Source organism: Photobacterium aquimaris (assembly GCF_002954455.1).
Lineage (GTDB): Bacteria > Pseudomonadota > Gammaproteobacteria > Enterobacterales > Vibrionaceae > Photobacterium > Photobacterium aquimaris.
This window is the reverse complement of record NZ_MSCC01000001.1, coordinates 1,530,625-1,544,274: the sequence shown is the minus strand read 5'-3', so window position 1 is coordinate 1,544,274 and position 13,650 is coordinate 1,530,625. Positions and strand designations below refer to the sequence as shown.

The 13,650-nt window shown below is 35.4% G+C and carries 13 protein-coding genes and 2 tRNA genes; 12 read left to right on the top strand and 3 right to left on the bottom strand.

Annotated elements, in window-relative coordinates; all coding sequences use genetic code 11:
• Positions 1–18 precede the first annotated feature (18 nt).
• A tRNA-Cys gene (locus BTN98_RS06890) sits at positions 19–92 on the top strand.
• A gap of 19 nt (positions 93–111) precedes the next feature.
• Positions 112–196 (top strand) — tRNA-Leu (locus BTN98_RS06885).
• Positions 197–425: 229 nt separating this feature from the next.
• Here the strand turns inward: BTN98_RS06885 and BTN98_RS06880 are convergent.
• Both BTN98_RS06880 and cspE read right to left on the bottom strand, forming a co-directional pair.
• On the bottom strand, positions 426–1,382 hold the full coding sequence (locus BTN98_RS06880; protein ID WP_162271150.1) for a metallophosphoesterase: 957 nt from the start codon (positions 1,380–1,382) through the stop codon (positions 426–428).
• A gap of 503 nt (positions 1,383–1,885) precedes the next feature.
• A complete protein-coding gene (gene cspE / locus BTN98_RS06875; protein ID WP_060997435.1) occupies positions 1,886–2,098 on the bottom strand; it encodes a transcription antiterminator/RNA stability regulator CspE in 213 nt (70 codons plus the stop codon).
• Between the two features lie 450 nt (positions 2,099–2,548).
• Between cspE and BTN98_RS06870 the strand changes: the two genes are divergently transcribed.
• Both BTN98_RS06870 and BTN98_RS06865 read left to right on the top strand, forming a co-directional pair.
• Positions 2,549–3,049: a hypothetical protein gene (locus tag BTN98_RS06870; RefSeq protein WP_060997436.1), complete on the top strand. Its 501-nt coding sequence runs from the start codon at positions 2,549–2,551 to the stop codon at positions 3,047–3,049.
• A gap of 98 nt (positions 3,050–3,147) precedes the next feature.
• Entirely contained in the window at positions 3,148–3,660 is a 513-nt protein-coding gene (locus BTN98_RS06865) for an RNA methyltransferase (RefSeq protein ID WP_060997437.1), read from the top strand.
• A 75-nt stretch (positions 3,661–3,735) separates the two neighbouring features.
• Here BTN98_RS06865 and BTN98_RS06860 read toward each other — a convergent pair whose 3' ends face one another.
• Positions 3,736–4,593, bottom strand: coding sequence for a DMT family transporter (locus BTN98_RS06860; RefSeq protein WP_060997438.1), 858 nt, complete (start codon positions 4,591–4,593; stop codon positions 3,736–3,738).
• A 261-nt stretch (positions 4,594–4,854) separates the two neighbouring features.
• Here BTN98_RS06860 and BTN98_RS06855 point away from each other — a divergent pair, with 261 nt between their 5' ends.
• The 8 genes from BTN98_RS06855 (at position 4,855) to BTN98_RS06820 (ending at position 13,561) form a co-directional block, all read left to right on the top strand.
• Positions 4,855–5,463, top strand: coding sequence for a 2OG-Fe(II) oxygenase (locus BTN98_RS06855; RefSeq protein ID WP_060997439.1), 609 nt, complete (start codon positions 4,855–4,857; stop codon positions 5,461–5,463).
• 107 nt (positions 5,464–5,570) lie between these two features.
• Complete coding sequence (locus BTN98_RS06850) at positions 5,571–6,344, top strand: metalloregulator ArsR/SmtB family transcription factor (protein WP_082732124.1); 774 nt, start codon at positions 5,571–5,573, stop codon at positions 6,342–6,344.
• A 30-nt stretch (positions 6,345–6,374) separates the two neighbouring features.
• Positions 6,375–6,896: a phosphatase domain-containing putative toxin gene (locus BTN98_RS06845; protein WP_060997440.1), complete on the top strand. Its 522-nt coding sequence runs from the start codon at positions 6,375–6,377 to the stop codon at positions 6,894–6,896.
• Positions 6,897–7,065: 169 nt separating this feature from the next.
• Entirely contained in the window at positions 7,066–8,064 is a 999-nt protein-coding gene (locus tag BTN98_RS06840) for an ArsJ-associated glyceraldehyde-3-phosphate dehydrogenase (protein WP_060997441.1), read from the top strand.
• A 42-nt stretch (positions 8,065–8,106) separates the two neighbouring features.
• On the top strand, positions 8,107–9,339 hold the full coding sequence (gene arsJ, locus BTN98_RS06835) for an organoarsenical effux MFS transporter ArsJ (protein WP_060997442.1): 1,233 nt from the start codon (positions 8,107–8,109) through the stop codon (positions 9,337–9,339).
• A gap of 184 nt (positions 9,340–9,523) precedes the next feature.
• Positions 9,524–12,469, top strand: coding sequence for a bifunctional diguanylate cyclase/phosphodiesterase (locus BTN98_RS06830; protein ID WP_060997443.1), 2,946 nt, complete (start codon positions 9,524–9,526; stop codon positions 12,467–12,469).
• 81 nt (positions 12,470–12,550) lie between these two features.
• On the top strand, positions 12,551–13,225 hold the full coding sequence (locus BTN98_RS06825) for an HAD family hydrolase (protein WP_060997444.1): 675 nt from the start codon (positions 12,551–12,553) through the stop codon (positions 13,223–13,225).
• A 69-nt stretch (positions 13,226–13,294) separates the two neighbouring features.
• The gene (locus tag BTN98_RS06820) at positions 13,295–13,561 is read left to right on the top strand and encodes a hypothetical protein (protein WP_060997445.1); all 267 of its coding nucleotides are present in this window, start codon (positions 13,295–13,297) and stop codon (positions 13,559–13,561) included.
• Positions 13,562–13,650: the final 89 nt, after the last annotated feature.

Genomic DNA, 13,650 nt, shown 5'->3' with positions numbered 1-13,650 from the left:
GGATAACCTAGTAACGTTGGCGCGTTGGCAGAGTGGCTATGCAGCGGATTGCAAATCCGTGTACCTCGGTTCGACTCCGGGACGCGCCTCCATTCTCTTATGAGAATAAAAGCCCGAGTGGTGAAATTGGTATACACGACGGATTCAAAATCCGTTTCCTTCGGGAGTGACGGTTCAAGTCCGTCCTCGGGCACCAATTCAAATGATAAAGCCTCAGCTCACGCTGAGGCTTTGTTGTTTCTAGCCTAATCAAAAACTTAGCCCTATCTTTTTCTGGTCACTTTCCTGTCCCATTCCGTTAAAACCACTTCGTGAAACGGCTTTTGCGGCTCATAATTACGCTAACAATTTATCAGATAGAGATGAGGGCAGTAATAGCACAGTAAATCGAAGCCTAAATTATCACTGTACTATTACTGTTAATATTATTTTGATTTCTTTAATCTAACCTTAATAACACTATGCTCTGTTGGTACGCCTAATCGAAAAGGAAAGCCATAATGTCCAGTACCTCGATGTACGTATAGCTTAGTATTATCTATTCCCCACAAGCCATGATCTGGCGATTTTGAAAATAGACTGATTACCGTTGTTTTTAATCCTAAACTGACGAGTCCCATAAGACCACCATGTGTATGGCCACTTAAGTATAAATCAATAGGGTAGCTCGTTAGGGGTATATCTGAAAGGTGAGTTGGATCATGTAGCATAGCAATACTTGCGATGACATTCTTTTTATTAGGTAAACTTTTGATTGCGTTACTGAGTTTATGTTTTCTATCTTTAGAGTGAGAATCAAAGCCAATAACTTCAACTGGGCCAAGTCGAGTTTGTACTACCAGCGCTTCATCTATCAATAAAGTAATATTATTGTCAGCTAAGGCTGTTTTTACTATTTCAGGTGCTTCGTAATCATGGTTACCCATACAAGCGAATACTTTACCGCGATAGTCTTTTAATGGTTGAAGCGATTGTGACAGTGTTTGTACTGATCCTTTTGACTCCATAGTCAAAAAGTCGCCCGTTAATAAAATAAGATCCGGTTGTTTATCGACTGTGTTTTTACAAATATGCTGAAGTCGAGCTACAGACATATATGGGCCTAAATGCGGATCGGTTAACTGGATAATCTGCAGTGTATCGTTATTATTTGAACGTGGTGGTGCTAACTCTAAGCGACTTAGCTGTGATGGTTGTGCATTATCATTTAGATCGATAACAATACATTCTTCAGAAATACGGAAATTTTGTAATATACCGATTAAACCAAGTATATAAGGGACATACAAGAGAGCTGTACTGTTAAAAAATACTAACCATAGTGCCCAAGGAAAGGCGATTATCGTTGCACCTAAAAACCATTGCCCTGGCCAATTTATCATAACGCGAACCCAAAGAGGTTGCATCTTTGGTCGAATAAGAAGCAAGGTGTCTATAAAGACTAAACTATATAACAACAGTATGATAAAAGGAGGGATGAAGCTAACCAGAGTGTCAAATATAGTAACAAAAACTAAACTATAAACCGTTAAAATAACGCCTCTAATGATGGCAAACTCTTTAGAGCGAAATAACCAACTAACAACAACGGTAAACACTAATAAAAATAATGTTATTGTGCCAATATTATCTAAAACAAAATTCAATGAATTAATCCTATAAAATAAGTATTATCTTAATACAATACTGCTAGTATTTTAGCTAAATATATGGATTAAAGTATGCTTTATATTCGGTCGATCAGTAAAACAGTTTTACTATTAAAAAGATATTTTTAGTTTATGCTAAATAATAGCAATTGATAATGAACAAGCATCAAGGAAAACAGCAGATATAAAAAATGCCGGCCATAGCCAGCATTTTGTTATTTATCAGTGAGGATAAATTATAAAGCTACAACGTTTGCAGCTTGTAGGCCTTTTTGGCCTTGTTCTACTTCGAAAGAGACTTTTTGGCCTTCGGCTAATGTCTTGAAGCCTTCAGAAGCGATAGCACGGAAGTGAACGAATACGTCAGCACCACCGTTGTCTTGAGTAATGAAACCAAAACCTTTCTCTTCGTTAAACCATTTTACTAAACCAGTTGATGTATTAGACATGTGATGCCCCTTATATAGATGATTAATTAACCGCTAAAATGCGATGTATTAAGTGGTTAAATTATTAATGTTACTGCCAAACCAAGGGAAACACTGAGATACAAAACGATAACGTTGATGTAGCTAAAGGTTTAACTGTTACTTGGTGTTGCATTTAATAACGTCCTGAACAACAGAACGAGGCAGATAATATCACTTGTACGTTTTTTGTACAGTTATTTTTATTGATAATTATATTGATATGGTTCTATCTGACGTTAATTATATGAATTTAAGGCTTTAAATGTGTAAAAATAATGCCAGATAAAATCTATGTAAGGGTAAATTGTAAGTAATTATGTGATTGTCGTAAATTAGACTAAAAATTTTTATTGCAGATGAAATGTAATTCCGTATAACCCTTATCTAGCAAAATATTTTTATATAAAGAAAAACATTAAGGTCACAAGTATGACAAATCATATTGTAACAACCTATACCCGATCTATATTTGATGATGACATTGAAGAGGACTCTATTGAGGATTTTTCTGATGAACCATCTTCTGTTACGGTTGTATCTTTTGATCGCGCAGAAATGTTAGAAAGAGTTATACGAGAAGGGGTAGATCTTGCTGACGGAAAATATAACACGATTGGTGAAGATGAAAACAGAGTGGGTTATCGTGCGACTCTCGATGATAAAAATGCTAATAATATTCGTTTTAATTTAGTACACCTTATCGATAAAGAATCGCGCAATCTAAAAGCTTATGATATTGAAGTAAAAGCGGTGCCTGAAAGTAATAAATTGTATATATCAATCATGCCATATATGCCATTCTTTACAACTATCCTTGATATGTATGATGGTAATGAAGCTCAACAGATTGATGCCTTAATGCAGCAAGCAATAGATAACTTAGCGAAAGGGTGGTTGTTTAAACGGTTAATGGATAATAACGAAAGTTAGTGGTTAGTTTGGTTACCACTTTCTGTAAAGTTGCAATTTCAGTATAATAACCGCTAGTTTACATTGGCGGTTAAGCGATAAAATAAGGTATTTCTGACATGAAAGATGCATCAGTCATCATTGGATTAAGTAATCCTAAAAGTCCAACAAATATAGGTGCTGTACTCAGAGCGGCTGGCTGTTATAAAGCGGATGCTGTTATTTATACCGGAACTCGTTACGATAAAGCTGCAAAGTTTCAAACCGATACTAAGAAGATGGCGCAGAGCATTCCATTATCTGGTGTTGAATCCATGCTTGATAATCTGCCACAAGATATGAAAATTGTTTGTGTCGATTTTGCCGAAGGCGCAACATTACTGCCGCATTTTGAGCATCCAGAAAAAGCAATTTATATTTTTGGTCCTGAAGATGGTTCTATTTCACAGGATGTAGCAGATAGAGCCGATCATGTTGTTTATGTGCCAACTGTTGGCTGTATGAATTTAGCTGCATCCGTTAATGTTGTTTTATACGATCGTCTTGCTAAACAAGAGAATATAGTTCAAAGCGATGAACATATTCGTCAAAATCGAGATAATAAAAATAATCTTCGTGTAAGTCTTAAATAAGAATGCTATAAAAATCTTGATAGATTATCGCCGTATCAATGATGAACGGCGGTAATCTCATGAAAATATTATATATTATTCTGACTGCTTCACATCCCACACAGTATAAAGTCCTAATGTAATTAAAATGATAGCACCACCTAAAATATCATTTAAAGATGGTTGTTCACCAAGCACTAAAAATACATATAAAGGACCTAATAGAATTTCCATTAATAAAATTAAACTTGTTTGAGCTGCAGGAATATAGGCTGCTGATTTTGAAATACAGAGATAAGACCCCGGTACAATGACCCCACCCAGTATTAATAGGTATAGCATTTGAATATGTGATAGTGAAAAAGGTTGCGCACCTCGAATATAAGCAAATACAGCGATCATAAATCCAGCCACAATCAGAATATTTGCCGCTTGTTCGCCTTTTGTTTTACGCATAGCGACGAGATAAACCGCTGTTGCTAAGGCAGTAACTAATGCTAGTAGATTTCCGACCCATTGTCCGCCAGCAGGAGCAAAAGCAAATATAATCCAAATACCGCTCGTCGCTACACCAATAGCTAGCAATGTTGGCCATTTGAGTTTTTCTTTTAATATTAAGAAACCTAAAATAGCAGTAAAGAACGGAGCTGTATTAATGATCACTAGAGTGCTTGCGACCTGAGTATAATGTAATGATTCAATAAAACAGACAGTTGAAGCTGCAAAAACAAAACCTAATCCTAAAAGAGATAAAGATGGACGTGATATTTCAGCTGTAAATTGCTTACGGTTGTAAAGCAGTTGCATAATAATTAAAACGATACATTGAAACGCGCCACGCCAAAAAAGTACATTCCATGCTGTTGAATCTGATAGTTTTACAAATAAGCTATCAAAGCTCAGTATCATTATGCCTATAAAAGCTAATAATAATCCGCGATTTTTATCGCCCATAAAAAATTTTTCCTATAAATTTCAGCTAGTATATTTACGAATTAATCAATATTAGTTGTTAAATATGTGATGAACGATTAATAAAATGTATGCTTATATCGTATTAATCACTATCTGTTAGGATTAATCAACCATTGAATCTAATATTGTATACGTCGTCATCTATTTAAGAAAAAAAATTCATTGTTATGATGATATTTATGATTTGTCGTAAAATGTGTCTGCCCTTATAACGTTTTTTTCTTTCGTATTGGAACGATTATGAACTACGGCAAACTTATTGATGCTTTATTTACCCAAGGCTGGTTTGTCTGGGATGACTTTTTGACTCAGGATGAAGTCAGTCAATTAAAGGCATGTATTCCTGCTGATTGGAGCCAAGCTGGTATTGGTCGCAATGATGAATACATGACCCAAAAAGCCATTAGAAGTGACAAAATTCAATGGTTATCATCTGATATGGGGCCTCCAGTAGCTGATTTCTTACAACGAATGAATGATATTCGTGTCGAAGTAAATCGTCATTTCTTCTTAGGCCTATTTGAGTATGAATCACATTTTGCCAAATATGAGCAAGGTGACTTTTATCAAAAGCACTTAGATTGTTTCCGTGGTCAAGAAAACCGCAAATTAACGACTGTTTTTTATCTGAATAATGAATGGCAACCAGCTCATGGCGGTCGACTTAAAATGTATGATTTAGATGATAATGAATTAGCTACCTTAGATCCTCTTGCTGGGCGATTAGTGGTGTTTTTATCTGAATTATTTCCACATGAAGTATTACCCGCTACGCAACAACGCTTTAGTATCGCCGGTTGGTTTAGAACCAATGGTGTGAGCGGTAATCAATTAGATATTGCCCGTTAATAGCCAATAGCTAAAGTGGTTCAGGTCTCTTTTTTTAATTCATGCACTTGTTATATATGCTTTATCGTATATTCTGATGTTTTCAACGGTTATTTATAAGGTGTATTGTGAAACGCATTTTGTTTCTTTGTACTGGTAACTCCGCCCGTTCGCAACTTGCAGAAGCATTGATGCGTCACATGTGCCGAGATAGTGCCGTCACCATTGGCCAATTTGAGATAATGAGTGCGGGGATGGCACCTGAGAGTGTCGATCCTCGAGTATATGAAGTGCTAAATTATCATAATATTAACGCTGATAATCTAACTAGTACATTAGCGTCAAGTTTACAAGACCAGCACTTTGATGTTGTGATCACCTTATGTGATAAAGCCAATAAAGAATGTGCACTTTTTCCTGATTCTGATGCATTAATTCATTGGGATTTTAAAGATCCTAAACCACTATCAGATTCTCAAGGGTTTTATGATGTTTTTGATGGTTTAAAAGCCAAGATAGCATTATTTTTAATGCTTCATGGTGATAATCAATCTGACACGATTGGTGCAGTTGAATTATTTAAAATTATGAGCGATCCACTACGGTTGCGAATTTTAATGCTAATTCATGATGAACGTGCTTTATCTGTTGGGGATTTAACTAAAGCATTACAAGCTAGCCAGCCTAAAGTGTCTCGCCATTTAGCTCTGTTACGAGATAGTGGTGTATTACATGATCAACGAGAAGGGGTTTGTATTTTTTACCATTTTCCAGCTGATCTACCTCAGTGGATTCAGCATACACTTGATACAGTCCGTAATGGGCAGCCAGCATTGATTAATCAAGAGAAAATACGTTTAAGTGCAATAAAAAATAGAAAGAAACCACAATCAATTAATTAACGTTATAGCAGAGTAGGAATTGTGACTGTTATGGATAATCAGCATCCCGTTTGGACTTTACCATTAAATGAAGCCGCACCTAAAAAAGGCGGTTTACTTTTAACGCCATGCCCAGGAACTAAAGGCGTAAATGCAATCATGAGTTTGCGCCAACTAAAAGCGGCCGGTGCAACCGTAGTGTTAACTGCTTTAGAAAAGAATGATTTACCGGATCAAGGTGTTGAATTATTAGCTGAAGCATGCAAATTATTGGGAATGCAATGGTTTCATGTGCCGATTGAAGATGATTGCGCACCTTCTGTTGACTTTGAATCGAAATGGCAACGAGCCAATGATGCAGCACAAATAGCGCTTAATAATGGTGAATATGTTGTTGCGCATTGTAAAGGCGGTTCGGGTCGTACCGGATTATTAGCAGCGCGTGTTTTACTTGCTCGTGGTAAGCCTTTTGAAGAGACAATAGCAGCGATTCAGGCGCAACGGCCAGGTGCATTTACCCGTCAGTCACACATTGATTATATCACTCAGTGGAATAGTGCTGTTACGCGATAATTGTAAATAAGAATTTATCATTAAACCTCGCTTATGCGGGGTTTTTTCGTTTTAGGTACGCTAAAAAATACTTACCAGCAAAAGGTTTATTTTATTTACCATTGTTGTTATATTTGATTTTCCATATATATGGAATTTCGTATATCTTACCAAGTGCAAGGAAATAATGATGACAATAAAAGTAGGAATTAATGGTTTTGGGCGTATTGGACGTTTAGCATTGAGGGCGGCGTTTGATTGGCCTGAAGTTGAGTTTGTATTAATCAATGATGTTGCTGGTGATGTTAATGCATTGGCGCATTTAACTGAGTTTGATTCAATTCAAGGTCGCTGGGAACATGCGGTTACTGTTGATAATGGCCAAATGGTGATTAATGGCCAATCTATTAACTATTGCCAGCAAGCAAAAATCGAAGATGTTGATTGGTCGGGATGTGATGTCGTATTAGAAGCCACCGGTGTACACCGTGATACTAAGTACCTTAACCAATATTTACAGCAAGGTGTAAAGCGTGTGGTTGTATCTGCGCCAGTAAAAGAAGAGGGCGTATTAAATGTAGTCGTAGGGGTTAATGATCATTTATTTGATGCTGAAAAACATCGAATTGTTACTGCTGCATCTTGCACGACTAACTGCATTGCACCTGTTGTTAAAGTTATTCATGAACACCTTGGTATTAAGCAAGCATCCTTTACAACAATTCATAATTTAACCAATACCCAAACTATTTTAGACGCACCGCATAAAGATTTGCGTCGTGCTCGTGCGTGTGGAATGAGCTTAATTCCAACGACGACAGGATCGGCAAAAGCCATTGTTGAAATTTTTCCAGAATTAGCCGGTAAAATTGATGGTCATGCGGTACGAGTACCACTCGCTAACGCATCACTAACGGATATTATTTTTGATGTGGAGCGTGATACCTCTATTGATGAGGTTAACCAACTATTAAAAGCAGCATCAGAAAATGAACTGGATGGTATTTTAGGTTTTGAAGCACGACCTTTAGTTTCTGTTGATTATCGTGGCGACCAACGCTCAACCATTATTGATGGACTATCAACCATGGTGGTAAATCAACGCATGGTGAAAATTTATGCTTGGTACGATAATGAAATGGGTTATGCCACTCGAACTGCGGAACTTATCCGTAAAGTTGGCTGTTAATCAACTAACCATAAATATTGTTAGTCAGTAAGAGAGTATTTTATGTTAGCAAAGCTAAGTCAGCTTCCTAATGGCGTGCGTCAATATATGTTAGTGACGTTTAACTATTGGAACTTCACTTTAACCGATGGCGCATTGCGAATGTTGGTGGTGTTACATTTTCACCAATTAGGTTATAGCCCATTAGAAATAGCATCACTGTTTTTGTTTTATGAATTTTTTGGTGTTGTGACTAATCTGATAGGTGGTTGGCTTGGTGCGCATTTAGGCTTAAATCGAACCATGAATATTGGTTTATTTATGCAAGTTGTGGCGTTGTTAATGCTCGCTGTTCCATCTGCAAATTTAACCGTTATGTGGGTGATGTTTGCTCAAGCGTTATCTGGTATTGCGAAAGACTTAAATAAAATGAGTGCTAAAAGCGCGATAAAAACCTTAGTGCCAAACGATCAGCAAGGTGCGTTGTATAAATGGATTGCAATACTAACAGGTTCAAAAAATGCGCTTAAAGGTGTCGGCTTTTTCTTAGGTGGCGCATTGTTAGCATTAATTGGTTTTCAAGGTGCAGTTATTGTAATGGCATCTGTGTTAGCGGCAGTGTTTATATGCAGTTTATTATGGTTAGATAAAGATTTAGGTAAAGCAAAAACTAAAATTAAATTTAGCGAGATATTTTCAAAAAGTCGTAGCATTAATATATTATCAGCGGCGAGAATGTTCTTGTTTGGTGCGCGTGATGTATGGTTTGTGATTGCATTACCGTTATATTTAGGCCAAGTTTTTGGTTGGGATCATGTATTAGTTGGTAGTTTTCTTGCTATTTGGGTTATTGGCTATGGCTTGGTTCAAAGTATTGCTCCACGTATAACAGGGAAAGCATCGGGTATTGTACCTGATGGGCGAGTAGCTTTAGTGTGGGCGTGTGTATTAGCGCTTGTCACAGCAACGATTGCATTAGCAATACAAATTAATTGGTATTCTCAATTTGTAATTGTAATTGGTCTAATGATTTTTGGTGCTATTTTTGCGATAAATTCTTCATTACATTCTTACTTAATTGTCAGTTATGCCAAGGATGATGGTGTTAGTTTAGATGTCGGGTTTTATTATATGGCTAATGCACTGGGACGTTTAATCGGAACATTACTTTCTGGCGCGATTTATCAGCTTTATGGACTATCAATGTGTCTTTGGATTGCGTTTGCTTTTATTGCTATTACAACAGTAATTTCATTATGGTTACCTCGTAATCATCCAGATTCTGTCGCGATTTAAACGCATTTAAAAATTGCTTTTAATCATAAAGTGATATTTATCAAAAGATATTAAATAATAACTATGATTAATGGTTGTTATCTTTAATTAGGCAGGTCTATACGGTATATTGGGCGAATTATTATTATACATAGTATCAAAGATAATTATTTTTCCGATATATTGCGTAGGCCGCTGATTACTTATGGTTACAACGTTAAAAGCCTTAAAACGAAATAGTTATGGTGGTGAGTTTATACAAGAAGCACTTGTGAGTGTTTATGAAATGTTTAAACCAGTACATTGCTATATTGCTTACTTTGATAAAGTTCATCACAAAGCAATTTCATTAGCCTATTATGTGGATGGTAACCTTTCAAATACAGTATTTAGCTATTCGACGGTTAATGCGCCATGTTTAAAATTGATATCAGCGGGAAAACCACTTTATATACCAAATAATATATCGAAGATATACCCATTTAACCAGATCATAACTTCCTATATTTTTTATTCTTATTTGGGATTACCGATATTTTCTCGTCAAGGAGAAGTGATAGGTGTTATTGGGTGTTTATTTGACACTCCCTTTTTATTTTCTGAAGCACTACACCAAGAGTGGTGTGATGTTATTGGCGATATCCTTGGCTCCGATGTTGAGTATCTTGCTTTATTATCACAAAAAAAATTACTTCAAGAAATGGAGCAGTGTCAGCAAGAAGCTAAACTTGGTAATTGGCAACTCGATTTGGTGACAAATAATTATTATTGGAGTAAAGAAATCTATCGTATTTTTCAATGTGAGATAAACGATTTTATACCAAAAGAAAAAACGATTAATGATTTTATTCATGCTGATGATCAGGTTAGAGTGAATGAATTAAAAGATAAAATGCTAAATAGTAGTAATGTCAGTTATAGCATAATATATCGTATTGTGTTGAAGAATAAAAAAATAAAATACTTACGAGAACATTGTAATATCCTACGAAATATAAATGGTGCTGCAACTATAATTAAAGGTACTCTACAAGATATTACTGATTTTTATCATGTTAATGATAAGTTAAATCAAGCATCTAATAAATTGACAATGGCCTATGATGCCGTAGTTGAAGGTATTTGGGAATATGATTTAAAAACTGAAAATTTAATAACATCACCCAAGTTTTGGGATATATTATGCATTAATAAAAATCACGCTAAAAGTATTAGTGATTATTTAGCAATGATCCACAAAGATGATAGATTAACTGTTATTGAATCATTTTTGAAATTACGTAATGGTGATGCGATATCTATAGATGTCGAATTTAGATTACAACCAAAAGATAAACAAACAGAATGTCGTTGGTTTAATTGCAAAGGCAATATTATAGAATCAAATAACAATAAGTGTAGTGATACTATTGTTGGTGTATTGATTGATATAACAGAAACTGTGTTAGCTGCGCAACAACTAACATTGGCAAAAACTGTTTTTGATAATACCTCTGAATGTATCGTGATTACAGATCAAGATAATAATATCATATCAGTGAATAAAGCTTTTGAAATGGTAACGGGCTATAGTAAAAACTATCTGATAGGAAAAAACCCTAGAATATTAGCATCTGGCTATCATGATTTAGCATTTTATAAAAAAATGTGGCATAGCCTTGATACAATTGGAACATGGCAGGGACAATTACATAATCGTCGTAGTGATGGTTCTATCTATCCAGAAGAGATGACGATAAATAAGATTGAAGATGATCATAAAGTTGTTAATTATGTCGGTGTTTTTCACGATATAAGCTCACGAAAACAAACCGAAAAAAAGTTAAGATTATTAGCTGATAATGATATGTTGACGGGATTAATGAATCGTCGTCGATTTGTTGAAAAAGTTGAACAACAAATAAATACAATGAGTCACTCAGAGAAAGGGGCCACAACAACTGGTGTCTGTTCTTTATTATTTATTGATATTGATGATTTTAAAATATTTAATGATCTTTATGGTCACGACTTTGGTGATGATATTTTAAAAAGTGTTGCTGATATTCTAAGAGCAACAGTATGCGAACATAGTCTTATTTGTCGTTACGGTGGTGATGAGTATGCGGTATTAATTAAAGAGAAAGACATTAATTATGCCAAATATATTGCACGTCAATTAATCGATATTATATCAAAACCAATTATTTGTAATGATATTGAAATCAATCTTACTATAAGTATTGGTATATCGTCATATCCAGAAAGTGGTATTACCCATCAAGCATTGTTAAAAAATGCTGATTATGCAATGTATGAACAAAAGTGGCTGGGACGTAATGGTCTTTGTGTTTATGATCAACAATTACAAGATGAATATATTCGTAAGCTAAAATTACGCGATAAACTGAAATATGCAATCGATGCTAATAAGATCAATGTTTATTATCAACCGATTGTTGATAGTAGAACGGGTAAGGTCTGTAAATTTGAAGCGTTAGCACGTTGGTATGATGACGTTGATGGATTTATTTCTCCTGGAATCTTTATTCCTATTGCTGAACGCTATGGCTTAATTGGTCAGTTAGGCCAACAAGTGTTTGAGCAAGCTTGTGCTGATTTAGATCGTATCCATCGATGTGGATTTGATGACATTACTTTTTCCATTAACCACTCGGTAAAAGAGTTCTCACAACATAATCAACAGTACATTTTTGATACGATTAATCGTTATCATTTACCTTACAGTGCAATTATGATTGAAATAACAGAATCTACAGCATTGGATGACGGTAAAAATATCATTGATACACTTACCGCATTTCGTTCTCGTGGTATTGCAATTTCGTTGGATGACTTTGGAACCGGTTATTCATCACTTGCCGCAATTATTGATATAAAACCTGACATTATTAAAATTGATCGGGGTTTTATTATTGATATTGAGCACTGTAAAGAAAGCAAAATGTTGGTATCACTGGTACTTGATTTGAGTTATAAATTAGATGTTGAAGTTGTAGCTGAAGGTGTTGAGACTCAAGCACAGTTAGATATTTTATCTTCGATGGCTTGCCACTATATTCAAGGTTATTACTATAGTCCGGCTGTGGCGATTGATGAGGCGATTGCAATACTAAAAGTGCGTAATCATAATGTTATTGATATACAGTAAATAGCACCATTACTATTATTTGTAAAATTGAAATGCTATAACAAGAGTTCTTTTGATATATAGATTGTTATTTGGTAAGTCATGCAGACTCTTTTTTTTGATTTTGATGGTACTTTAGTTGATTCGGAAACATTCCATGCTGAAAATTGGAGTGCCTATTTAGCAACGTATGGTGTAACTCTCACTGCCGATGATTTTATTACATATTATGCGGGAGTTACCTGGCCTAAGATTGCGAAACATTTTATTGAACATTACCAATTAAATGTTGATGTTATGACAATCACTACTGAAATGGAAGCATTAACAGAGGCTAAAATTCGCGAGCAAGGAATCCCTGCGTTACCTGGTGTTGATGCCATACTTAACAGATTTGCGGGTAAAGTGCCAATGGCTGTTGTAACCGGCGCACCACGAGATTATGTTGAAGGGGTATTAAGGCAACATGGTTGGTTTGATCTATTTGAACATGTGTTTAGTGGCTATGAAGTCACTAATAATAAACCAGCGCCCGATGTTTATTTACATGCTTGTCAAGTAATGAAGGTTGCACCGCATCAAACTGTCGCAGTAGAAGATAGTCGAACTGGCTTACAGGCAGCTAAAAATGCGAATATTTGTTGTTTATTAATTAACCCCCATCCGTCATTAATAGAGATTGATGCTGATCATAAATTTACCTCTATGGTAGCAGCAACACCGCTATTAGATTCGTTATTTAAAGCTAAATTAGTAATTGAGTGCAGTGTAAAATAGACTATTATTTTGCGGCAACAACTCGCTATGTTAAATTACTCGGGTTGTAATAATTCAAATAGGTTGATGATGGAAAATGAAGAAATCATGACTGGCGATATGCTGGTTGAGACAGTGGAAAACCAGTTGGCTGACGGTAATCCATTAGTGGTTAAAGAAACATTAATGCGTTTAATGATGACAGGCACAGCTCGAGATGAAGCCGTGCAGATGATTGCTTGTGCATTATCAATTGAAGTATTTGATGTGATGAAAAATGACGGTAAATTTGATTTAAAACGTTACCGTGAAAATCTTGTTGCTTTACCTGATATGCCTTGGGAAGATGATCTGTAATATAGACTTTATGCTGAAAAAACCGTGAGTTAATATCACGGTTTTTTTATATCTATAATTGTTAGATGTCAGGTAATAATAGATAAATA

What these genes read in the sequence shown, in the direction of transcription:
- BTN98_RS06840 (WP_060997441.1), top strand. Translation starts at nt 7,066, where the DNA reads ATGACAATAAAAGTAGGAATTAATGGTTTTGGGCGTATTGGACGTTTA.
- BTN98_RS06870 (WP_060997436.1), top strand. Translation starts at nt 2,549, where the DNA reads ATGACAAATCATATTGTAACAACCTATACCCGATCTATATTTGATGAT.
- BTN98_RS06825 (WP_060997444.1), top strand. Translation starts at nt 12,551, where the DNA reads ATGCAGACTCTTTTTTTTGATTTTGATGGTACTTTAGTTGATTCGGAA.
- BTN98_RS06820 (WP_060997445.1), top strand. Translation starts at nt 13,295, where the DNA reads ATGGAAAATGAAGAAATCATGACTGGCGATATGCTGGTTGAGACAGTG.
- BTN98_RS06860 (WP_060997438.1), bottom strand. Translation starts at nt 4,593, where the DNA reads ATGGGCGATAAAAATCGCGGATTATTATTAGCTTTTATAGGCATAATG.
- BTN98_RS06845 (WP_060997440.1), top strand. Translation starts at nt 6,375, where the DNA reads ATGGATAATCAGCATCCCGTTTGGACTTTACCATTAAATGAAGCCGCA.
- BTN98_RS06830 (WP_060997443.1), top strand. Translation starts at nt 9,524, where the DNA reads ATGGTTACAACGTTAAAAGCCTTAAAACGAAATAGTTATGGTGGTGAG.
- arsJ (WP_060997442.1), top strand. Translation starts at nt 8,107, where the DNA reads ATGTTAGCAAAGCTAAGTCAGCTTCCTAATGGCGTGCGTCAATATATG.
- BTN98_RS06865 (WP_060997437.1), top strand. Translation starts at nt 3,148, where the DNA reads ATGAAAGATGCATCAGTCATCATTGGATTAAGTAATCCTAAAAGTCCA.
- cspE (WP_060997435.1), bottom strand. Translation starts at nt 2,098, where the DNA reads ATGTCTAATACATCAACTGGTTTAGTAAAATGGTTTAACGAAGAGAAA.
- BTN98_RS06880 (WP_162271150.1), bottom strand. Translation starts at nt 1,382, where the DNA reads ATGATAAATTGGCCAGGGCAATGGTTTTTAGGTGCAACGATAATCGCC.
- BTN98_RS06855 (WP_060997439.1), top strand. Translation starts at nt 4,855, where the DNA reads ATGAACTACGGCAAACTTATTGATGCTTTATTTACCCAAGGCTGGTTT.